Below are 20,766 nucleotides of genomic sequence, written 5' to 3' on the forward strand. Positions count from 1 at the left end.
GCCGGTCAGCGGGCGGGCAGGCGGACGGTCACGATGAGGCCGCCGCCGGGGCGCGACAGCGCCGTCACCGAGCCGCCGTGCGCCGTGGCGATCGCACGGACGATCGACAACCCCAGGCCCGCGCCCCGGTCCGAGCGGACCCGGTCGGTGCCGAGCCGCCGGAACGGTTCGAAGATCGCCTCCAGCTCGTAGGGCGGCACGACGGGGCCGGTGTTGGACACCACCACCTCGGCGCGGCCGTCGACGGCGCGGGTGAGCAGCGACAGCTCGCCCCCGTCGCGGTTGTGGCGCACGCCGTTCTCCACCAGGTTCTGGACGAGGCGCTCGACCAGCACCGGGTCGCCCGCCGTGGGCGCGGGCCCGAGCGTGCGGGTGACGGTGATCCGGCGCTCGCCCGCCTCGGCGGCGGCCTGGTCGGCGACGTGCCCGGTGACGTCGCTGAGGTCGACCGGGCTGTGGTCGGTGACGGTGTGCTCGCTGCCCGCCAGGGTGAGCAGGCCGTCGATGAGGCGTTCGTGCCGTCCGTTGACCACCAGCAATGATTCGCCGAGGCGGCGCAGGTCGGCGGTGGCGTCGGGGCGGCGCACCGCCACGTCGACCAGGGTGCGGTTGATGGCCAGCGGGGTGCGCAGCTCGTGCGAGGCGTTGGCGATGAAGCGGCGCTGGGCGTCGAAGGCGCGGGCCAGCCGCCCCAGCATGGTGTCGAAGGTGTCGGCCAGTTCCTTCACGTCGTCGCGCGGGCCGGTGTAGGCGATGCGCTCGGTCAGGTCGTGGCTGCGCGCGACGCGGCGGGCGGTCTCGGTGATCCGGTGGACGGGCCGCAGCGCGCGGTCGGCCAGCAGCCAGCCCAGCGCCAGGGTCAGCGCCGTCACCACGCCGAGCGCGATCGCGCCCTGGGTGAGCAGGCCGTTCAGCGCGGTGCTCCGCACGTCGCCCTGGTAGCGGACCAGGTCGGCCTGGCCCGCGGTGCCCGTGATGGGCGGCGGCTCGCCGACGAACGACTTCTCGACCACGTTCGGCGCGCCGGTCACGCTGCGGCTCTCGAACCCGGCGGCCGGGGGCAGGCTGTTGTTGACCAGCAGGTACGTCAGCGCGAGCAGGCCCACGCCGCCGAGCAGGAACAGCCCGCCGTAGACCAGGGTGAGGCGGGCGCGGATGGAGGGGCGCAGGCTGTCGGCGAAGGCGTTCACGGGATGCGGTACCCCACTCCCGGCACGGTCTCGATCAGCGGCGGGTCGCCGAGCTTGCGGCGCAGCTTCATCAGCGTGACGCGCACGGTGTTGGTGAACGGGTCGGTGTGCTCGTCCCACACCTTCTCCAGCAGCCGTTCGGCCGACACGACCGCGCCGCCCGCGCGCAGCAGCTCGGCCAGCAGCCCGAACTCCTTGCGCGCCAGGTGCACGTAACGGCCGTCGCGGTAGACCTCGCGGCGGGCCGGATCCAGGCGCACGCCCGCGCGTTCCAGGACCGGCGGGGCGGGCGGGGCGGCGCGGCGGCCCAGCGCGTGTACGCGCGCCACCAGCTCCTCGAACGCGAACGGTTTGGTGAGATAGTCGTCGGCGCCCAGCCGCAGCCCCGCCACGCGGGCCGGGACGGCCGCGGCGGCGGTGAGCATCAGCACGCGCAACGGACCGCCCGCCTCCACCACGGCGCGGCACACCTCGTCGCCGTGCACGACGGGCAGGTCGCGGTCCAGTACCAGCACGTCGTAGTCGTTGACGCCGAGCCGTTCCAGGGCGGCGTCGCCGTCGTAGACCACGTCGACGGCCAGGGCCTCGCCGCGCAGGCCCTCGGCGATCGAGTCGGCCAGCATGCGCTCGTCCTCGGCGATCAGCACTCGCACCGTCTCCCCACCCTCCTGTCGGGTCGGGCACAGCGTCCGGCATCGGGCGTAACGCCGGCATAACGAGAAGTGGTTACGGCGGGGTTATCGCGCTGGGGCTGGACTTCGGAGCGCCGCCGGGAGCGTCCTGGCGGCGTTCACGAGGAGGCGACATGGGGTCCAGGTCTGGTTGGGGGGCGTTGCTGTCGCTGTTCCTGCTGTTGGGGGTGGCGGGGTGCGGCGGGGAGCCCGGTGCGACGCAGGGCAAGGTCGATGACAACGCCAAGATGCGCGAGTTCGCCAAGTGCATGCGCGCCAACGGCGTCGACATGCCCGATCCGTCCGGTGACGGCCGCGTGGAGATCCGGCAGTCGGCCCGTCCCGGCGACGGCAAGAGCGGCCCGGAGGCGATGAAGCGGGCCGAGGAGAAGTGCCGGCACCTGATACCCGACGGCGGCAAGCCGCGCAAGCCGAACGCGAAGGAGCTGGCCCAGCAGCGCGCCCACGCCAAGTGCCTGCGCGAGCACGGCATCGACTTCCCCGATCCGGACGACGACGGCCGCGTCACCGTCACCAAGAACCCCGGCGAGGACGACGGGCCCAGCCTGAACGGCCCCGAGAACTCCAAGTTCCGGGCGGCCGACAAGGCGTGCCGCAAGTTGTTGCCTAACGGCGGCAAGGGTGGTCCGGCGGGCGGCGTCGGGAGCCGAGGGTGAGACGGTGGCGCGCCGCGCTGCTGGGCGCGGCCGGGATCGCGGCGGTCGCCGGGGCGGGCCTGGCCACCGCCGGGCTGGGCGGCGGTGGAGGCGCGCCGCCCGCGCGCGGCGCGGTGCCGCCCGCGACCGCGTCCGTCGAGAAGACCACGCTGGTGGAGACCCAGAAGGTGGGCGGCACGCTGGGCTACGGCGACACCCGTACCGCCGCGAGCGCCGGGAGCGGCACGCTGACCTGGCTGGCGCGGCCGGGGGCGCGGATCGTGCGCGGCGGGACCGCCTTCAAGATCGACAATCGGCCGGTGCCACTGCTGTACGGGTCGTTGCCGCTGTACCGGACGCTCAGGAGCGGCGTCGAGGGGGCCGACGTGCGGCAGGTCGAGCGCAACCTGCGGGCCCTCGGCTACACCGGCTTCACCGTGGACAAGGTCTACAGCGCCGCGACCGCCGCTGCGGTCAAGCGCTGGCAGGACGACCTCGGCATGGCCGAGACGGGCGAGATCCGCGCCGGGACGGTGCTGGTGGTGCCCGGCGAGATCCGCGTCGCCGCGCGCAAGGCGGCCGTCGGGGATCGCGCGGGCGGACCGGCGTTCACCTACACCGGCACCGCGCGCGTCGTCAGCGTGGATCTGGACGTGCAGTACCAGCGGCTGGCGCGCACCGGCGCGGAGGTGACGGTGGAGCTGCCGGAGGGCGGCACGGTGAAAGGCCGCGTCAGCGAGGTCGGCAAGGTCGCGACGGCCGGGCGGGCCGACGAGCCCACGACGGTGAAGGTGCTGGTCAAGGTCGGGCGGCAGGGCGCGCTGGGCTCCTACGACAAGGCGCCGGTGGAGGTGCACCTGACCGCGCGGCGGCATCCGGACGTGCTGGCGGTGCCGGTCGGGGCGCTGCTCGCGCAGGCCGACGGCGGGTATGCGGTGCAGCTCGCGAGCGGCGCGCTCGTGCCGGTCGAGACCGGGGTGTTCGCGGAGGGCAAGGTCGAGGTCTCCGGCACGGGGCTGGCCGAGGGCGTGAAGGTGGGGATTCCGAAATGACGGCCACGCCGGTGGTGGAGCTGCGGTCGGTGACGCGGACGTATGCGGGCGGGGTGACGGCGTTGGACGGGGTTTCGCTGGTGGTGCCGCGCGGGGAGCCGGTCGCGATCGTGGGGCCGTCGGGGTCGGGGAAGTCCACGATGTTGCATCTGCTGGGCACGCTGGACCGGCCCAGTTCGGGGTCGGTGCTGGTGGAGGGGCGGGACGTGGCGCGGCTGAACGATCGGCGGTTGTCGGCGCTGCGGGCGCGTCGGATCGGGTTCGTGTTCCAGCAGTTCCATCTGGCGGGCGGCGTGAGTGCTTTGGACAACGTCGCCGACGGGTTGTTGTACACGGGCACGCCCGCGTCGCGGCGGCGTCGGCGGGCGCGCGAGGCGTTGGAGCGGGTCGGGCTGGGCCACCGGCTCGACCATCGGCCGCACCAGCTGTCGGGCGGCGAGAAGCAGCGGGTGGCGATCGCGCGGGCGGTGGTGGGGGAACCGGCGTTGTTGCTGGCCGACGAGCCGACCGGCGCGCTGGACTCGGCGTCGGGCGCGGGCGTCATCGGCTTGCTGCGCGAGCTGGCCGGCACCGGCACGACGGTCGTGCTGATCACCCATGACCGGGACATCGCGGCGCTGCTGCCGCGCCAGATCACGATGCGCGACGGCCGGATCGTGCACGACGCGGCGGGGGCGAACCGGTGAGCCGCTGGAACGCCGAGGAGCGCAGGGGCCGTGCGGGCGGGCGCAACGGCGGGGACGGGCGCGACGGTGGGGACGGGCGCAGCGGCAGGCGTGGCGGGCGCGGCGACCGTGGCGGCGGGCGCGGTGGGGATGGGCGCGGTGGGGAGGGGCCTGCTCGGCTTGGGGCCGCCGATGTGCTGCGCGTCGGGGCGGCCGGGTTGCGGGCGCGGCCGTTGCGGGTGTTCCTGTCGGCGCTCGGCATCGCGATCGGGATCGCCGCGATGGTCGGCGTCGTCGGCATCTCCGCCTCCAGCCGCGCCCAGCTCCGGGCGACGCTGGACCGGCTCGGCACCAACCTGCTGACGGTCGCGCCCGGCCGCGACTTCTTCGGCGACGAGGCGCGCCTGCCGCCAGCGTCGGTCGCGATGATCGGGCGGATCGCCGGGGTCGAGTCGGCGTCGGCGGTCGGGAAGGTCTCCGGTGCCAAGGTCTACCGCAACGACCGCATCCCCGAGGGCGAGAGCGGCGGCATCGCCGTGCTGGCCGCCCGCCTGGACCTGCCGCGCACCGTCGGGCTCGCGCCGTCCTCGGGCACCTGGCTGAACGCCGGGACGGGCCGCTATCCCGCCGTCGTGCTGGGCTCGGCGTCCGCCGAACGGCTCGGGATCACCGGGCCGGGCGCGCAGGTCTGGCTCGGCGGGCAGTGGTTCACGGTCGTGGGCGTCCTCCAGCCGAGCGGGCTGGCCGCCGAACTGGACTCGGCCGCGCTGGTCGGGTGGGAGGCGGCGCGGGCCCGGCTGGGCTTCGACGGCCACCCCACCACCGTCTACACGCGCGCCGCCAAGCCCGAGGTGGAGCGGGTCCGCGACCTGCTGGCCGCCACCGCCAACCCCGAGTCGCCCAACGAGATCGAGGTCAGCCGCCCCTCGGACGCGCTGGCCGCCGAGCAGGCCAGCGACCAGGCGTTCACCGGGCTGCTGCTCGGCCTCGGCGGGGTGGCGCTGCTGGTCGGCGGCGTCGGCGTCGCCAACACCATGGTCATCTCGGTGCTGGAGCGGCGCGCCGAGATCGGGTTGCGCCGGTCGCTGGGCGCGACGCGCGGGCAGATCCGGTTGCAGTTCCTCACCGAGTCGCAACTGCTGGCGGCGCTCGGCGGGGTCGGAGGCGTGGCGCTCGGCAGCGCGGTGACGGCCGGGTACGCGGTGGCGCGGGGCTGGCCGACGGTGGTGCCGCCGTGGGCGATGGTCGGGGGCGTCGCCGCGACGCTGCTCATCGGCGGGGTCGCGGGGTTGTACCCGGCGATCCGTGCCGCGCGGCTCGCGCCGACGGAGGCGCTGAGCGGGCCTTGAGGCGGTGGCGGGGGCGGCGTCCGCCGGGCGCGGGCCCGGCGGACGTCCCCTCGTCAGCCGTGGTCGCGCATCCACAGGCCGATCAGCTCGTCGGTCTCTGCGGTCCGCGCGGCGACGCTCTGCGCCTCGTGGTCGACGTCGATGCCGACCGGCCGCAGGTCGGGCGACATCCCGCTGGACAGCGCGTGCTCCTCCGGCAGCTGCTCGTAGGCCCCGGGCCGCCACCAGTAGAGCTGCGGGGTGATCGCCTTCTCGCCCGCCTCGTGGTGCCGGGCCGCGAGGTCCTGCATGGTCTCCATCGCCCAGAACAGGTGCGTCGCGCGGCCGATGACGTGCACGACCACGTACTCGGGCACCGGCAGCGCGACCAGCGCGCCGTACGGGGCCGTCGCCGGGTCCACGTGGCGGCGCAGCACGTGCACGTGGGCGCTGACGTACCGGTGCGTGCCGCCGACGTGCATGATCGGCACGTTCTGGAAGTCGTCGGTCTGGACGTAGTGCTCCTCGCGCCCGACCGAGGCCGCCACCGCCGCGCCGAACACCTGCTCGGGCGGCAGGCCGCCGGTGTCGGACCGGTTCAGCGTCATGACCGCGTCGGGGTAGTCCACCACGACCGTCTCCAATAGGCCGGGCGCGAGCCGCCGGGTGACCAGCGCGGCGGCCATGTCCCCGGTCAGCGCGTCCTCGGGGTACAGGCGGACGCGCAGGCGGTCGGCGTCCAGGGTCCGGGCGATCTCGGCGTGCTGCGCCAGCCGCGCCGTCCCCTGCAGGACGGGGCCCGCCTTCCTGACGAAGCCCTCCACGAACGACGCGGCGATCTCGGGCAGGTCGGCCCGGGAGTTGCGGCCCGCGAAGGCGCGCCATTCGGCGATGTCGATGGGGCTGGAGGGATCCGGGACGTGGAGCTGGAGCCGGGTCGGCCGCGGCAGCGTGGCCTGGAAGCCGCGGTCGGCGAACGCGCGGACCAGCGCGTCGCCGATGACGTCGGGGGCCGTCATGGTCCTCCTGTCGTGAGGGGGGAGCAAGATCCGCACCCTACGACTCCCCGGCGCGGTCCGTGGTTCATCGGGACGGCGAGGCCCCGGCGTCCGCCTGGTCGGGCGGGCTCCGGGGCACGCAGGACGCGGGGGCGGACGGCCGGTCGCCCGCCCCCGCGAGTCTCATTTGGCGGGCTCGGCCGCGGCCTCGGTCACGGGCTCGCCCTCCTCGCCCCGCGGGTGGCGCGGGACGGCCAGCGCGGCGGCCAGGCTGATCGCCGACACCACGGTCAGGTAGCCGGTGATCGACATCCAGGTGCCGGTCGAGGCGAAGATCGACGCCGCGATCAGCGGGGTGATGCCGCCGCCCAGCAGCGAGGCGAGCTGGTAGGCGACCGAGGTGCCCGAGTAGCGGATCGCCACCGGGAAGAACCCGGCGGTCAGCGTGCCCTGCGGCGCGTGCGTCACCGCCAGCACCCCGCCCATGACCAGCATGAACACCGCGATCAGCGGCTTGTTGCCGGTGTTGACGACCGGCAGGATCGCGAGGGCGCCGAGCAGCAGCACCACCGAGCCCCACGACAACACCGCGCGCATCCCGACGCGGTCGCACAGGTGCGCCCAGATCGGCGCGGTCGCCAGCCACACCGCCGCGCCGCCGATCACGCACGTCAGCAGGAAGGTGCGCGACAGGTGCGCCTCGTCCTTGCCGTAGTTGAGGATGTAGACCATGAAGATGTAGGCCAGCGAGCTGTTGCCGACGATGACGCCGATGGTGTGCAGCACCGCGCGCCAGTGGTCGCGCAGCACGACCACGACCGGCAGCTTGGCGGGCTCGCGCTTGTCGACCAGCTTCTCGTAGTCGGGGCTCTCCTCGATGCGCAGCCGCAGGTACATGCCCACCGCGACCAGCGCCAGGCTGATCAGGAACGGGACGCGCCAGCCCCACGCGAGGAAGCTCTCCTCGCTGAGCAGCGAGGAGGTGCCGAGGAACACGAGGTTCGCGCAGAGCATCCCGGCGGGCGTGCCCATCATGGGGAACGCGCCGTACAGGCCGCGCCTGCCCTTGGGCGCGTGCTCCATCGTGAGCACGACGGCCCCGCCCAGCTCGCCGCCGAGGCCGATGCCCTGCGCGACGCGCAGCAGCACCAGCAGCACCGCGGCCCACAGGCCGATGTTGTCGTAGGTGGGCAGCACGCCGATCAGCGCGGTGCCGATCCCCATGATGAGCAGGGAGGCGACCAGGGTGTTACGGCGGCCGATGCGGTCGCCGAAGTGCCCGAAGACGACGCCGCCGAGCGGCCGCGCCAGGAAGCCGACCGTCATGGTGCCGAACGCCGCGATCGACCCGGCGACCGGGTCCATCGACGGGAAGAACTGCTTGTTGAAGACGAGGGCGGCGGCCGTGCCGTAGAGGAAGAAGTCGTACCACTCGATGGTCGTGCCGATGAACGCCGCCCACGAGACGCGGCGTGCGGCCTGACGGCGCTCTGCGTCCAAGTCCTGCCCCTTCGTGTCGAATATCACGAAGAGGATGCACGGACGAGGTATGCCAAGGCGAATACCGATCTGGCCGCAAGATATGCGCTGCGGAACATATCTCAGTGCAGATATGCCGCCGAACCAGGCTGGTATAGCGGCTTTCCTACAAGGGTTTGCGGGCGACGATCCCGGCGAACGCGTGGTAGGTGGCGCCCTGCTCAAGGATCGGATCGCCCGGGTCGGGACGCCATTCCGCCAACGGCACCAGGCCCGGCTCCAGGACCTCCAGGCCGTCCACGAAAGCCAGAATTTCCTCACGGGTGCGCCAGCGACCTGTGCCGAGCGTGGCGTTGAAGACCTTCTCGCCCTCGCGCGCGACCCGCGACGCCTCCGGGTGCGCGTCGCCGGGGTCGTGGAAGTGGGAGATGGCGACGTGGCTGCCGGGCGCGAGCGTGCCGCGCAGGACCGCGAGGACGCCCGCCGGGTCCTCGTCGTCGTCCAGGTGGTGCAGGATGCCGAACAGCAGCAGCCCGACCGGCCGCGTGAAGTCGAGGAAGTCCTTGGCCCGCGCCAGGATCCCCTCCGGGTCGCGGACGTCCGCCTGGAGCACGCGCGTGGTGTCGTTGTGGGTCAGCAGCGCCCGGCCGTGCGCCAGCACGATGGGGTCGTTGTCGACGTAGACGACGCGGGCGGCTGGGTTCACCGCCTGCGCGACCTCGTGCACGTTGCCCTGCGTCGGCAGGCCCGAGCCGAGGTCGAGGAACTGGTCGACGCCGGCCTCGGCGGCCAGGTGGCGCACCGCGCGGCGCAGGAACGCCCGGTTGGTGAGCGCGGAGCCCCGGCCCTCGGGCGCGATCCGCAGCGCCGCCTCCGCCATCTCGCGATCGACGGCGTAGTTGTCCTTGCCGCCGAGGAAGTAGTCGTAGCTCCGCGCGATGCTCGGGCGGGACGTGTCGATCCCGGAGGGTGCTTCCTCGCTCATCGGGCCTCCGCCGTAGAGATCATCGGGCTGCCCTCATTGAACCGCACCGCTCCCGGATGGGCACCGTTTTCCGCCGGATCGGCGCGATGTGTCGGAAAGTTCCACCGCGCCGGGCGGGGCTCGCAGGCCGCCGGGACAGCGCCTCCGAACGGGCCCGGAACGCCGTTGTGCAGGGGGAATCCGATTCTGTCCGAGGCACCCCGTAATGTTCGGAACGTAAATCGGAGCGCCCCCCGCTCCGGTTTCACGGATACCCCTCGTTCAGGTGCCTGGCCTGCTCTTTCACGCTGCCTGTCGAGTCGGGAGTCCGTTCGGCTATTTCCCCATTCGGCAGCGAAGTCGGAGGCCATTTGCAAATGCTGGATTCCCAGGAAAGCGCCGCTCGGGAGCGGCGCAGCACCGTGCGGGTGGTGCCGCCGGTACGGCCGCGCAAGCTGGCGAAGGTGCCCTTCGTCGAGCTGGCCGACGGGCGGTTGCAGGGCGTGGTGTCGAGCGGTTCGGACATCGCGCGGGTGTACGTGTCGTCCGTCGCCGCCGGCTCGCGCACCTTCAGTTGCAGCACCAACAACAACCGGCCGTGCGGCGGCCTGCGCGGCGCCCCTTGCAAGCACCTCCAGGCGCTGGTCGCCGAGGCCGTCCTCCAGTACGGCAAGGAGCGCGTCGCGCGTTACCTGCGCGTCGAGGCGGGCCCGGACGACGATCTGGTGCGGCTGCTGGACGGCGGGCAGGAGAGCGCGCAGGCGGCGGTCGTGTTCAGCCGCTTCCTGCGGCACCTGTCCTACCTGGAACTGCCCGACACCACCGAGCCGGTCGCCGAGATGCACTGGTTCCCGGCGATGGGGACGCCCTGATGATCGGCGTGCAGCTGGAGAAGCTGGTCGCGGAGGCCCCGGCGGGCGTCGAAGAGGCGCTGGCGCTGGCCGACGGCTTCGACGACGCGCTCGTGCACGGCCTCGCGCGCATGAACGACGTCCAGGCCGCGGCGGTCGCCGCGCTGGCGGGCGCGCTGGGCGCCTCGCCGCTCGGCCCGGCGGCGGCCGAGGCCGCCGCGAAGATCGCGAGCGGCTCGGTCTCCGAGGAGCACCTGGTGGCGCTGGCCGGGGCGCGGACGGCGGTGTTCGGCGCGGTGCACGACGCGCTGCTCGCCCACCTCGACGGCGCGCTCGGCCGCGAGCGGGACGCGTGGGAGGCGGCGCCGCAAGCGCCGTCCGGCGACGCCCTGGCCGGGAGCCGGTCGTGGTTGCAGGAGCTGGCGATCACCGGCTGGCGCGGCGTCGGCGACGAGCTGGTCTCGGCCGCCGACCAGACGTTGGAGACCCTGTGGGACGCGCCCGCCACGCGCGGCACCGCGATGTTGCTCGACGGCCTGGCGGCCGAACTGCGCGCGGCAAGCCCGATCGCGACCATGGACGTGGTCCCGGCGCGGCGCTGGGCCGACCTGTGGGCGCGGGCGCTGCTGGCCCGTCCGGTGGCCGCGCGGCCTGCGGAAACGGTGTCGGGGCGGCTGCTGCCGCTGGGTGTGGAGGTGCAGGAGCACGGCACCGCCGTGCAGATGGTGATGCACGCCGTCCTGGAGACCGGCGGCGCGACCCGGCTGGTGCGCACGAGCGTGGCCGCTCCGAAGGTGGACACGATCGTCGGCCCGGCCGTGTGGCGGCTGCTGCACCGGTACCCGCTGTTCCTGAAGGCGGTGGCCGAGCACCGTTGCGTCGAGGTCACCGGGCTGCCGCTGACGGCGGGCGGCGATCTGCTCTGGTCCGAGGAGGGAGCCGCGATCCGCGCCGCCACCGACCCGTTCGTCACCGCGCGCGTCCAGCTCGCCCAGGCGACGGCCCCGGCCGTGCCGCCGCTGGACCGGCACCCGGTGCGCATCGCCGAGCCCGTCCTGCTGGAGGACTACAGCGTCGCGGACGGCGTGCTCACGCTGCACGGCCACGGGCTGGCGCTCGACCTGGACCGGCTTCCGGCGGGCGGCTCGGTCACGCCGGAGCTGGTCGCGGCGTCCACCGCCTGCATCGGGCTGCTGCGCTGGGACGGCCGCTGGTCGCTCCAGGTCCTAGGCGCGCGGGGCAAAGTGAAGCGCACCGAGGTCGAGGCCCACAACGGCGACTGGGCACAGGGCCCCACCGACCCCAAGGTGCTCAAGGCCGAGGCCCGCACCGGCGACGCGGTCGCCGTGCTGCGCGAGCGGGCGGGACGGTTGTTGCGCAAATGAGCGATGCCAACGAGAACCGCAGGCAGGTCCTGTACTGGCGGCTGCTGGCCCGGTTGTTCGAGTCCGAGGAGCAGCCCGCGCTGGAGTCGGCGAGCGTCGCCGTCGTCAACGACCTGGGGCTGCCGCCCGCGCTGCTCGACCCGGGGGTGTCGCTGGACAACCTGGTGCAGCGCTTCCCGGAGCTGGACGGCGCGTTCGACGGCCTGCTGGAGAACGCCGACGACGACCCCGAGCAGCAGGTGCGGCGGGCCGCGCTGGTGTCGAAGCTGCTGCTGAACGTCTTCCAGACCGGCACCGGCAACGTCAGCGCCACCCAGCTCGCCGACTGGCAGAAGGACGCCCGGTGCCTGATGCAGGCGCTCGGCATGGGCCCTGGAAACGGGCAGGGCGACGGCGAAGGTGCGGGCGCAGGTCGGGGCGGCTGGAGCACCACCCCAGGTGGCGCGCAGGGCGGCGGCGGTCCGGGGCGCGGCCTGGGTGAGGGCCGCGGCTTCGAGCTGTCGGGCGAGCTGGCGGAGCTGGAGGCCGAGCTCGTCGCCCGGATGCACCTGCGCGAGGTGCTGGCCGATCCGCGGCTGGCCAAGCGGCTGTCGCCCAGCATGTCGCTGATCGAGCAACTGCTGCGCGACAAGTCGAATCTGTCGGGCGTCGCGCTCGCCAACGCCAAGGCGCTGATCCGCCGGTTCGTGGACGAGGTCGCGCAGGTGCTGCGCACCCAGGTCGAGAAGACCAGCGTCGGCACGATCGACCGCTCGGTGCCGCCCAAGCGCGTCTTCCGCAACCTCGACATCGACCGCACGATCTGGAAGAACCTCACCAACTGGAGCCCCGAGGACGAGCGGCTCTACGTGGACCGGCTCTTCTACAAGCACACCGTGCGCCGCACCACCCCCGCCAAGCTGATCGTCGTGGTGGACCAGTCCGGCTCGATGGTCGACGCGATGGTCAACTGCACCATCCTCGCCTCGATCTTCGCGGGGCTGCCCAGGGTGGACGTGCACCTGATCGCCTACGACACCCGGGCGCTGGACCTGACGCCGTGGGTGCACGACCCGTTCGAGGTGCTGCTGCGCACCACGCTCGGCGGCGGCACCGACGGCACCGCCGCGATGGCGCTGGCCCGCCCGAAGATCACCGATCCGCGCAACACCGTGCTGGTGTGGATCTCCGACTTCTACGACGAGCGCTCGCTGATCACCGACTTCGAGGCCGTGCACCGCTCCGGGGCGAAGTTCATCCCGGTCGGCTCGGTCAACAGCTCGGGGCGGGCGAGCGTCGACCCCTGGTACCGGCAGAAGCTGAAGGACCTGGGCACCCCCGTCATCTCCGGCCACATCCGCAAGCTCGTGTTCGAGCTGAAGAACTTCCTCGCTTAGGAGACTTTCCATGACCGACGACATGTTGCGCGCCCCGGCCGAGGTCAAGTACGCCGCGGAGCTGGACTGGCTGGAGTCGATCGACGACGGGCCCAAGCCGTTCTCCTGGCGGCTCAGCCCGAAGATGGTCCGCACGTTCGTCCTCGGGTCCGAGCGCGCCGACGGCCTGGACCGCGAGGTCGCGCAGAAGTGGTTCGGCGACCGGAGCTTCGTCGAGCGCAGCATCGTGACGCTCGCCTCCGACCGCGGGCTGCTGCTGATCGGCGACCCGGGCACCGGCAAGTCGTGGCTGGCCGAGCTGCTGTCGGCGGCGATCAGCCGCAACTCCACGCTGGTGGTGCAGGGCACCGCGGGCACCACCGAGGACCACATCAAGTACTCCTGGAACGTCTCCCAGGTGATCGCCAAGGGGCAGTCGCGCGAGTCGCTGATCCCCTCGCCGATCATGACGGCGATGGAGCGCGGGGTGATCGGCCGGTTCGAGGAGCTGACCCGCTCCACCAGCGACGTGCAGGACGCGCTGATCTCGATCCTGTCGGAGAAGTACGTGTCGATCCCCGAGCTGGACGACGACAACATCGTGTTCGCCCAGCCCGGCTTCTCGATCATCGCGACGGCCAACAGCCGCGACCGGGGCGTCAACGACCTGTCCTCGGCGCTCAAGCGGCGCTTCAACTTCGTGCGCATCCCGGTGGTGACCAGCAAGAAGAGCGAGGCCGAGATCGTGCGGTTCCGCACCACCGAGCTGATGCGCCGGCACGCGATCGAGCTGGACGTGCCGCCGACGCTGCTGGACATCCTGCTCCAGAGCTTCGCCGACCTGCGCACCGCCGCCGCGTCGGCCACCAGCGACGACGAGAAGCTGGAGTCGGCGCTGTCCACCGCCGAGCAGATCGGCGTGCTGGAGGACGCGATCCTGCACAGCCAGTTCTTCGGCGACCGCACGCTGCGCGCCCAGACGCTGGCGGGTTCGCTGGTCGGGTCGCTGGCCCGCCGCAACCCCGAGGACCTGGCGATCCTGAACAAGTTCTGGCACGGCGTGGTCGAGCCGCGCAGCCAGAAGGACTCCGACGGGCCCTGGGCGGAGTTCCTGGAGGGCGGCCGCGAGGCGATCGGGAAGCTGTCTTGAGCGAATCCGACGTGAGCACGGCGGCGAGCGGGCCCGGAGTGAGCGGGCCCGGGGCGAGCGAGGGCGGAGTGGGCGGAAGCGAGGCGGGCGGAAGCGGCGCGGCCGGGCCGTTCGCCGCGCTCCGCGAGCAGTTGCTCGGCGCGGCCGGCACGTTCGGCGGCGCGTCGGCCGTGCCGGGCATCCTGACCGGCATCGTCGACGACGTGGACCGCGCGCTGCGCGAGGAGCTGGAGATCTTCCCGGTCTGCCACCACTCCCCCGCCTCGGCGCTGGCGATGGCGCGGCGGTTGCGCGAGAAGCGGCCCAAGGTCGTCTACCTGGAGTTGTGCGAGGACCTGGCCCCGCTGCTGGCCGAGCTGCGGCACTGCCGGCTGCCGGTCGCGGTGCAGGCGTTCGCCTCGGAGCTGGAGGGCTTCCCGGCCGAGATGGGGCCGCTCAGCGTGATCGCGCCGATCACCGAGGCGTCGGCGGAGTACCAGGCCGTCGCGTACGCGCTGGACACCCCGGGCGTGGAGCTGGTGGCGGTGGACCGCTCGTCCGACCACGTCTTCCAGTGGGAGCCGCGCGGCGACGAGGCGAAGCCGGACGCCGACGCCGAGGAGCCCGAGGACGACGAGGCCGCGCTGCACGGCGACGCCGTCGGCCTGGAGATCGGCGACCTGCGGCCCCGCTTCGCCGAGCTGGAGGAGCACCTGCTGCACCACGGCAAGGTGCGGCACTGGTCGGAGTGGTGGGACCAGTACGTCGAGCAGCCGCTGTCGGGCGCCGACTACGCCACCTACCGGCAGGTCATGGTGATGATCGGCAGCCTGTTCCGGCGGTTGCGGCCCGAGGACGACCGCCGCACCGGCATGGACGAGGAGCGTGAGCGGTACATGTGGACGCGGATGCGCGAGCATCTGGCGGCCACCGGCGCCGACCCGGCCGACTGCCTGTACGTGTGCGGGTCGTTCCACGCCGCCAGCCGCGTCGAGCAGTTCGGCGTCGCCTCCGACGCGCCGTACGAGATCTCGCCGCGCACCAAGACGCGCTGGCAGTACGGGCTGATCCCGTCCAGCCACTCGGCGATCGAGGCGCAGTTCGGGCTGGCGGCCGGGTCGGTGTCGATCGCGTCGGCGACGTGGGGCAAGGCGCTCGCGCGGACGGGCGTGAAGCCGTTCCGGCTGTCGGGCCAGAAGGGCGGCCCCAAGCGCGCGCCGAAGGCCAAGCCCGCGCCCGCCCCGGAGCCGACCACCGACCGGCTGACCGAGTACCTCCAGCGTCCGCCCGCGCTGGACGGCCTGGACGAGGCCGAGCTGCTGGGCTGGAGCGTGGACATCGTCCGGCTGGCCCGCCGCAACGGTTACCTGGCGAGCACGGCCGACGCCATCGCGGTGTTCGAGACGTCGGTCCTGCTGGCCGGGATGCGCGGCCGCGCGCGGCCCACGCCGTACGACTTCCAGGACGCGGCGATCACCTGCATCGAGAAGGACTCGGTGCCGGGCCGCCGCGACGTGCGGCGGTTGTGCGAGATCCTGCTCGGCGGCGACCGGATCGGCCGGGTCGGCTACGAGTCGTTGCCACCGCTGGCCCGCGACGTGCTGGACCGGCTCGAACCGCTCGGCCTCGACCTGGACAAGCGCACGATCCAGCGCGCGCTGCTGGATCTGAACGCCGATCCCGACCTGCGGCCGTGCTCTGACCTGCTGTGGGTGCTGCGGCGGTTGCTGCCCGCCGACGCGCTGCGCCCGATCATGGGATCGCGGCGGCTGGGCGAGCGCTCGATCCAGGAGAGCTGGGACCTCGCGATCGGCCGCCACCAGCGGGCGCTGGTCGAGCTGGGCTACGAGGGCGTGACCGTCGAGCAGGTTTTGGAGCAGCGGCTGCGGCGCGCGGCGTGGGCCCCGAAGGCGACGGCCGCCGACGCGCTGGAGGCCGTCGAGGACGCGCTGCTGTTCCTGAACGGCCGCCGCTTCGCGGGCGAGCTGGGCAACCGCGCGGTGGAGCTGCTGTCGGCCGAGCGCACGGTGGACGACGCGCCGGAGGTGTTGCGCCGCATCCGGCGGCTGCTGGCCTACTACCGGGGCGTGTCGCCGGAGCTGCCCGCGTGGGTCAAGGCGTTCGTCACCGCCGGGTACGCGCACTACTGCACGCTGCTGCCGAAGGCGTTCGTGGACGACGACACCGGCGTGCGGCAGGTCGGCGCGATGCTGGGCTTCCTGTTCGGCATGGAGGGCCTGGCGCTGTCGCTGGGTTGCGACCACGCGCAGCTCGAACTGGCGGTGCGGCAGTCGCATCCGGAGTCGCCGGAGAAGGTCGCGCTGCTGTGGGCGGCGCGCCACCAGCTCGGGCTGATGTCGCGGGCCGAGTTGCGGGCGCGCTGCGACGAGCTGCTGGACAACCCGCTGGCGGTGCCGTCGTTCCCGCTCTACCTGAGCGGGTTCGTGCAGGCGCTGGAGTCGGTGTCGGGGCTCGCGCCGTTCGTGGTGGAGACGATGTCGAAGGCGTTCGGGCGGTTGCCGGACCCGGTGCTGCTGCCGTGGCTGCCCAAGCTGATCGTCACGCTGCGCAAGCAGGCCCGGGAGCTGGTGCCGGTGCTGGTGCGGGAGGCGGCGCGCACGTTCCCCGGCTCGCTGGCGGCGCTGGACGCGTGGGAGGCGCCCTGGGACGCGGCGGAGAGCGCCGCCCCGGCCGCGCCGCCCGCCGCGTCCGGCCCCGTCGCTGACCTGCTGGCCGCGCATCCGGCGGCCTGCGACGCGGTGGCCGGGCTGCTCGGCTACGAGGCCGGGTGGCGGGCGACGGGCGGAGCGCCCGGCGGTACGGCGGCGTCGGCCCTGCTGGAGCGGCACCCCGAGACGGCCGACGCGCTGGCGGCGCTGCTGGTCCGGGCGTGAACGACGGGGCGGGCCCGGCCTCGGGCCCGCCCCGTTTTCACTTGCCCACGCGCTCGATGCGCAGGCCGGAGCGGATCTGCTGCACCCATTCCTGGTCGGTGTCGCTGCTACTGATCCGCACGGCCACGCCGCCCTTGCAGAGCTGCCAGCCGGGCAACCCGACCGTGCCGGGGATCGGCCCGTTCGCGGTGCAACCCGTCACCCGCGCGACCTGGACTCGGCGCGGGCGCTTCTCGTCCAGCGAGGGCGAGGCGAGCGCCGGGCCCATCCACTCGATCTCGTCGGCCTTGTCGGCGGGCTGGAAGCGCAGCGGCCCGGTGCCGCCGACCACCAGGTAGCCCTGCGCGGTCTCGTGCACGGCGAGGGCGCGGACGAAGTCGGCCAGCTCTCGCCAGCGCGACTCCTGGCCGACCGGCTCCTGGTCGGCGATGAACAGGTACCAGCGGCCGAACCGCGCGAACAGCGCCTGGCCGCTCTCGGGTTCCACCACGTCCTGGGTGAACGACGCGACGCCCCGCCAGATCTCGACGGGCTTGCCGTCCGCTCCGGGCAGCGTCCGCACCAGGCGGGGCGCGCCGGTGAGCCGGGTGGTGGCCTCGCAGCACTGGTCGTCGAAGGACGAGGTCAGGCGGACGCGCGGCTCGAACCCCAGCCCGGCGATCTTCTGCTGCTTCGGGTAGCTGAGCTCGACAACAGTCCCGTCGGGCACCACCAGTTGCAGGGACGTGCGCTTGCCCACCGTGCCGGTGGGCGGCACGAAGCGGGCCGCGCCCTTCTCCGGCTGCACCGTCGTCAACGAGGGCGGCACGGCCGGGCGCACCGGCGGGGCGGCGCGGTCCCCCGCCCCGGGCAGCAGCCCGAACCCGGCCACCGCCACTGCGGCGGCGGTGACCAGCGCCCCGGCCGTCCGGCGACGGCGGCGCCGGGTCCGCGAGGTGCGCAGCACCCGCTGGTAGAGGTCGGCGGGGGCCGCCTCGGCGGCGACGCCCCGCAGGTCGTCGCGCAGTCGCTCGGTGTCCATGGTCATGCCCGCCGCACCCCCTGTGCCTCCGGTTCGGCCGCCATCAGCACGCGCAGCCGGGCCAGTCCCTTGGCGGACTGGCTCTTGATCGTTCCGATCGAGCAGCCCAGCAGCGCGGCCGCGTCGGCCTCGCTGCGGTCCTCGAAGTAGCGCAGCACCAGCACCGCGCGCTGGCGGGGCGCGAGCCGCAGCAGGGCGCGGCGCAGGTCCACGCCCGCGTCGCTGAGATCGCCGCCGTCGGGCACCGCCAGGTTCCGGGCCTGCTCGGGCACGTGCTCCAGCGGCGTCTCGGCGAACCTGCGCCGCCGCCACCGGCGCACCTGGAGGTGGTACATGACCTTGCGCGTGTAGGCGTCGGCGTTGCCCGCGCGCTCCAGCCTGCGCCAGGAGCCGTGGGTGCGGGCGAGGGCGGTCTGCACCAGGTCCTCGGCCAGATGCTGGTCGCCGGTCAGCAGGTAGGCCGATCTCAGCAACGCCGGAGTGCGCGCGCGCACGAACTCCTCGAACTCATCGTCCATCCGGTGGAGACCCTTCCGTCGGTCCGTCGGACGGATAGAGGCCCCGGCCGTCCCGGAAGGTTGCCACCGTTTCCGGGGAATTTTCCAGCGTGGCCGGGCGGCGGCGCGCCCGCCGCCGATGCGAAGATCATCCCCATGGTTCGTGATCTGCGCGTCTGCTTCGTCGGGGACTCGTTCGTGGCCGGGGTGGGCGACCCCCGGCACCTGGGCTGGGCGGGCCGCCTGGCCGCCCGCGCCCATGCCGCCAAACTGCCGCTGACCTCCTACAATCTCGGCGTGCGGCTCCAGACCTCCGCCGACGTCCGGGCCCGCTGGCGGGCCGAGTGCGGGTTGCGGCTGCGCGACGGGGACGACCTGCGCGTCGTGTTCTCGTTCGGGGTCAACGACGCCATGCACGTGGACGGGCGTCCGCGCGTGGCTCCGGAGGAGTCGGCGGCCAACCTGGCGACGATGCTCGGCGAGGCGGCCACCGAGGGCTGGCCCGCGCTGGTGGTCGGGCCGCCGCCGATCGACGACGACGGCCACAACGCCCGGACCGCCCTGCTCGACGAGCTTTTCGCGGAGGTGTGCCGGGACGCGTCCGCGCCCTACGTCTCGGTGCGCGGACCGCTGCTCGGCAGCGACGTGTGGACGCACGAGGTCCGCGCGGGCGACGGCGCGCACCCGGGCGCGGACGGCTACGACGTGCTCGCCGACCTCGTCGAACCCCGCTGGCAGGAGTGGCTCGGGTACTGATGCCCCGGTCAGGTCCTGCCCGCTCCCGGTTCCGGGGGCCGCCAGCCGCGCGGCGGGGCGGACTGGCAGACCGGCTCCAGGAAGGTGACCGTGGCGTGGCCCCGCGCGAGCAGGCCCGCGTCGCTGTCGGGCTCCCCGGAGGGGTCCACCGCCTCGACGGCCGTGCGCAGGAAGCCCTGCCCGTGCTCGGCGATCGTCGTCTGGACGGCGCCGAAGGACGCGAGCGGGGCCAGGCGCAGCGGGCGGACCTGCGGGTAGGGCAGGTTCGGGACGTTGACGTTGACCGCGACCGGCGCGTCCACCTGGAGCAGCGACGCCAGGACCTCGGCGGCGAGGGCCGCGGCGGTGTCCCAGCGCGGGTCCTCCCCGACGTCCAGCGACACCGCCATGCCCGCGACGCCGTTGGTGCGGGCGGTCAGGACGGCCCCGACCGTGCCCGAGTGCAGCACGGCGTGCCCGGCGTTGGCGCCCAGGTTGATGCCGGACAGCACCATGTCGGGCGGGTCGCCGAACGCGCCGTTCACGCCGACCAGCGCGATGTAGCCGGGCGCGGCCGCCACCGCGTAGGCCGGGACGCCGTCCAGGCCGGGCAGCTCGCGCGCCTCGGCGGCGACGCGGCCCTCGCGCCGCACGGCCGTCAGGCCCGCGCCGCTACCGCTCGCCTCCTCGCGCGGTGCGGCGACGACCACGTCCAGGCCGCAGTCGCGGGCGGCGCGGGCCAGGTGGTGCAGGCCGGGCGAGTCGATGCCGTCGTCGTTGGTGATCAGGACACGTTTGATCATGTGGGCCTCGTGATGTCCGCCAGTTCGGACGGGGAGAGGGAGCGGGTGGACTCGGGCTCGGCGGCGGCGTCGAGCGGGTGGAGCTCGACGCGCTCGGCGAGCTGGCGGGCGGCTTTGGGGTCGAGGGTGCCCAGGCCGTGGCGGGTGACGTTCAGGGCGCCCGCCGCGACGCCGAGCCGGATCGCGTCCACCGTCTCCAGGCCGCCGACCAGGCCCGCCGCGATGCCGGCGGTCATGGAGTCGCCCGCGCCGCGCGGGTCGGCGGTGCGGAGCTTGGGCAGCGGGACGGTGAAGATCTCCTTCTCGATCATCACCAGCACCGGGTTGGCGGCGCGCGACACCACGATGGTGTCGGCGCCCTCCGCGCGCAGCCGGTGCATGGCGACCACCAGGTCGGGGATCTCGTCGCGCTCGGCCCGGCCGTCGGCGATCAGCTCCTCGTGGCTGACCTTGAGCACGTCGACGCCCGACTCCAGCGCGGCCGCCATCGGTTCACCGGTCAGGTCGACCACGACGCGCCCGCCGTTGGCGCGCAGGTCGTGGCCGAGCCGCCGGTAGACGTCGGACGGCACCAGGCCGGGCCCGGCGGGGCCCGACAGCAGGCTGATGTCGGCGACCAGGCCCTCGGCCAGCGTGACGTTGTAGAGGTGGTCCAGGTCGTGGCGGGTGAGCGGGTCGCCGGGGTTCTCGGCCAGCGTGTCGCGCTCGCCGTCGCGGCGGTCGTGCACGTAGACGCCGTTGTTGCCGGTCCGCTCGACGGCGCGGACCTCGACGCCCTCGTCGGCGATGTAGTGCCGCAGCGCGGGCCCGGCCTCGCCGCCGAACACCCCGCACAACACGACCCGCACGTCCAGCGCGGCGAGCACCCGGCCCTGCCATAAGCCCTGGCCGCCCGCGTGCAGGTGCACGTCGTCGCCCCCGTCGTGCGCCTCGATCGTCACCGTCAGCACCGGTATCGGTGCGAAGATCATGGCTGTGCCGGGCATCGGTCCCCCCTCGCCGAGCTGCGTCCCCTGCCGGGGATGATCCCCGCTCCCCCCCGACTCATGCGTGAAAGCGCAGGCCACAGCGGTGTCGAGGCCCGATCACATGA

19 protein-coding genes are annotated in these 20,766 nt (G+C 73.7%); 10 read left to right on the forward strand and 9 right to left on the reverse strand.

The genetic code is table 11. The annotated features are described in order from the left end of the window. Positions 1–5: 5 nt before the first annotated feature. Positions 6–1,190: a sensor histidine kinase gene (locus tag AH6_RS18055; protein ID WP_067481269.1), complete on the reverse strand. Its 1,185-nt coding sequence runs from the start codon at positions 1,188–1,190 to the stop codon at positions 6–8. After that, positions 1,187–1,843 carry a response regulator transcription factor gene (locus AH6_RS18060; RefSeq protein ID WP_067481271.1) on the reverse strand — a complete coding sequence of 219 codons (657 nt, stop codon included), beginning with the start codon at positions 1,841–1,843 and terminating at the stop codon, positions 1,187–1,189. Before AH6_RS18060 ends, AH6_RS18055 begins: the two co-directional genes overlap by 4 nt. Before the next feature lie 152 nt (positions 1,844–1,995). On the opposite strand from AH6_RS18060, the gene AH6_RS18065 reads away from it, so the two are divergent. The 4 genes from AH6_RS18065 to AH6_RS18080 all read left to right on the forward strand — a co-directional run bounded on the left by AH6_RS18065 (position 1,996) and on the right by AH6_RS18080 (position 5,583). After that, positions 1,996–2,538: a hypothetical protein gene (locus tag AH6_RS18065; protein ID WP_157431550.1), complete on the forward strand. Its 543-nt coding sequence runs from the start codon at positions 1,996–1,998 to the stop codon at positions 2,536–2,538. Beyond that, positions 2,535–3,569 carry a peptidoglycan-binding protein gene (locus tag AH6_RS18070; protein WP_067481275.1) on the forward strand — a complete coding sequence of 345 codons (1,035 nt, stop codon included), beginning with the start codon at positions 2,535–2,537 and terminating at the stop codon, positions 3,567–3,569. Before AH6_RS18065 ends, AH6_RS18070 begins: the two co-directional genes overlap by 4 nt. Next, positions 3,566–4,255, forward strand: coding sequence for an ABC transporter ATP-binding protein (locus tag AH6_RS18075; RefSeq protein ID WP_169807872.1), 690 nt, complete (start codon positions 3,566–3,568; stop codon positions 4,253–4,255). The genes AH6_RS18070 and AH6_RS18075 overlap by 4 nt, the downstream gene beginning before the upstream one ends. Before the next feature lie 173 nt (positions 4,256–4,428). Further along, positions 4,429–5,583 (forward strand): ABC transporter permease, encoded by a 1,155-nt coding sequence (locus tag AH6_RS18080; RefSeq protein ID WP_067481277.1) that lies wholly within the window; start codon positions 4,429–4,431, stop codon positions 5,581–5,583. Between the two features lie 53 nt (positions 5,584–5,636). On the opposite strand, the gene AH6_RS18085 is transcribed toward AH6_RS18080, so the two are convergent. The 3 genes from AH6_RS18085 to AH6_RS18095 all read right to left on the reverse strand — a co-directional run bounded on the left by AH6_RS18085 (position 5,637) and on the right by AH6_RS18095 (position 9,024). Continuing rightward, positions 5,637–6,581: a hypothetical protein gene (locus AH6_RS18085; protein WP_067481279.1), complete on the reverse strand. Its 945-nt coding sequence runs from the start codon at positions 6,579–6,581 to the stop codon at positions 5,637–5,639. 162 nt (positions 6,582–6,743) lie between these two features. Beyond that, a complete protein-coding gene (locus AH6_RS18090) occupies positions 6,744–8,060 on the reverse strand; it encodes an MFS transporter (RefSeq protein ID WP_169807873.1) in 1,317 nt (438 codons plus the stop codon). Positions 8,061–8,205: 145 nt separating this feature from the next. After that, a complete protein-coding gene (locus AH6_RS18095) occupies positions 8,206–9,024 on the reverse strand; it encodes an SAM-dependent methyltransferase (protein ID WP_067481283.1) in 819 nt (272 codons plus the stop codon). Between the two features lie 356 nt (positions 9,025–9,380). On the opposite strand from AH6_RS18095, the gene AH6_RS18100 reads away from it, so the two are divergent. From AH6_RS18100 to AH6_RS18120, 5 genes are all read left to right on the forward strand, one after another. Then, positions 9,381–9,875 (forward strand): hypothetical protein, encoded by a 495-nt coding sequence (locus AH6_RS18100; protein ID WP_067481284.1) that lies wholly within the window; start codon positions 9,381–9,383, stop codon positions 9,873–9,875. After that, positions 9,875–11,239 (forward strand): hypothetical protein, encoded by a 1,365-nt coding sequence (locus AH6_RS18105; protein ID WP_067481286.1) that lies wholly within the window; start codon positions 9,875–9,877, stop codon positions 11,237–11,239. The genes AH6_RS18100 and AH6_RS18105 overlap by 1 nt, the downstream gene beginning before the upstream one ends. Next, positions 11,236–12,615 carry a VWA domain-containing protein gene (locus AH6_RS18110; protein ID WP_067481288.1) on the forward strand — a complete coding sequence of 460 codons (1,380 nt, stop codon included), beginning with the start codon at positions 11,236–11,238 and terminating at the stop codon, positions 12,613–12,615. The genes AH6_RS18105 and AH6_RS18110 overlap by 4 nt, the downstream gene beginning before the upstream one ends. A 10-nt stretch (positions 12,616–12,625) precedes the next feature. Further along, positions 12,626–13,744, forward strand: a complete 1,119-nt coding sequence (locus AH6_RS18115; protein ID WP_067481290.1) for an ATP-binding protein — start codon at positions 12,626–12,628, stop codon at positions 13,742–13,744. A 68-nt stretch (positions 13,745–13,812) separates the two neighbouring features. After that, positions 13,813–16,617, forward strand: a complete 2,805-nt coding sequence (locus tag AH6_RS18120; protein ID WP_067481292.1) for a DUF5682 family protein — start codon at positions 13,813–13,815, stop codon at positions 16,615–16,617. Positions 16,618–16,654: 37 nt separating this feature from the next. Here the strand turns inward: AH6_RS18120 and AH6_RS18125 are convergent, their stop codons facing one another. Together AH6_RS18125 and AH6_RS18130 are read right to left on the reverse strand one after the other, a co-directional pair. Further along, the gene (locus AH6_RS18125; protein ID WP_157431552.1) at positions 16,655–17,644 is read right to left on the reverse strand and encodes a hypothetical protein; all 990 of its coding nucleotides are present in this window, start codon (positions 17,642–17,644) and stop codon (positions 16,655–16,657) included. Beyond that, positions 17,641–18,156 (reverse strand): SigE family RNA polymerase sigma factor, encoded by a 516-nt coding sequence (locus AH6_RS18130; RefSeq protein WP_067481297.1) that lies wholly within the window; start codon positions 18,154–18,156, stop codon positions 17,641–17,643. The genes AH6_RS18125 and AH6_RS18130 overlap by 4 nt, the downstream gene beginning before the upstream one ends. Positions 18,157–18,291: 135 nt before the next feature. On the opposite strand from AH6_RS18130, the gene AH6_RS18135 reads away from it, so the two are divergent. Beyond that, positions 18,292–18,891, forward strand: coding sequence for a DUF459 domain-containing protein (locus AH6_RS18135; protein WP_067481299.1), 600 nt, complete (start codon positions 18,292–18,294; stop codon positions 18,889–18,891). A gap of 8 nt (positions 18,892–18,899) precedes the next feature. Here the strand turns inward: AH6_RS18135 and surE are convergent, their stop codons facing one another. Then, positions 18,900–19,673: a 5'/3'-nucleotidase SurE gene (surE, locus tag AH6_RS18140; RefSeq protein ID WP_067481301.1), complete on the reverse strand. Its 774-nt coding sequence runs from the start codon at positions 19,671–19,673 to the stop codon at positions 18,900–18,902. Further along, positions 19,670–20,659, reverse strand: coding sequence for a 1-phosphofructokinase family hexose kinase (locus AH6_RS18145; protein WP_067481303.1), 990 nt, complete (start codon positions 20,657–20,659; stop codon positions 19,670–19,672). Before AH6_RS18145 ends, surE begins: the two co-directional genes overlap by 4 nt. Positions 20,660–20,766 lie beyond the last annotated feature (107 nt).

Origin of the sequence: Actinomadura hibisca NBRC 15177, assembly GCF_001552635.1 — a bacterium.
In the GTDB taxonomy this organism is placed as follows: Bacteria; Actinomycetota; Actinomycetes; order Streptosporangiales; family Streptosporangiaceae; genus Spirillospora; species Spirillospora hibisca.

Excerpts from the sequence above, each read along its gene's own strand:
- AH6_RS18075 (WP_169807872.1), top strand. The coding sequence starts at position 3,566 with ATGACGGCCACGCCGGTGGTGGAGCTGCGGTCGGTGACGCGGACGTAT.
- AH6_RS18085 (WP_067481279.1), bottom strand. The coding sequence starts at position 6,581 with ATGACGGCCCCCGACGTCATCGGCGACGCGCTGGTCCGCGCGTTCGCC.
- AH6_RS18130 (WP_067481297.1), bottom strand. The coding sequence starts at position 18,156 with ATGGACGATGAGTTCGAGGAGTTCGTGCGCGCGCGCACTCCGGCGTTG.
- AH6_RS18115 (WP_067481290.1), top strand. The coding sequence starts at position 12,626 with ATGACCGACGACATGTTGCGCGCCCCGGCCGAGGTCAAGTACGCCGCG.
- AH6_RS18095 (WP_067481283.1), bottom strand. The coding sequence starts at position 9,024 with ATGAGCGAGGAAGCACCCTCCGGGATCGACACGTCCCGCCCGAGCATC.
- AH6_RS18135 (WP_067481299.1), top strand. The coding sequence starts at position 18,292 with ATGGTTCGTGATCTGCGCGTCTGCTTCGTCGGGGACTCGTTCGTGGCC.
- surE (WP_067481301.1), bottom strand. The coding sequence starts at position 19,673 with ATGATCAAACGTGTCCTGATCACCAACGACGACGGCATCGACTCGCCC.
- AH6_RS18125 (WP_157431552.1), bottom strand. The coding sequence starts at position 17,644 with ATGACCATGGACACCGAGCGACTGCGCGACGACCTGCGGGGCGTCGCC.
- AH6_RS18105 (WP_067481286.1), top strand. The coding sequence starts at position 9,875 with ATGATCGGCGTGCAGCTGGAGAAGCTGGTCGCGGAGGCCCCGGCGGGC.
- AH6_RS18145 (WP_067481303.1), bottom strand. The coding sequence starts at position 20,659 with ATGCCCGGCACAGCCATGATCTTCGCACCGATACCGGTGCTGACGGTG.
- AH6_RS18110 (WP_067481288.1), top strand. The coding sequence starts at position 11,236 with ATGAGCGATGCCAACGAGAACCGCAGGCAGGTCCTGTACTGGCGGCTG.
- AH6_RS18065 (WP_157431550.1), top strand. The coding sequence starts at position 1,996 with ATGGGGTCCAGGTCTGGTTGGGGGGCGTTGCTGTCGCTGTTCCTGCTG.
- AH6_RS18100 (WP_067481284.1), top strand. The coding sequence starts at position 9,381 with ATGCTGGATTCCCAGGAAAGCGCCGCTCGGGAGCGGCGCAGCACCGTG.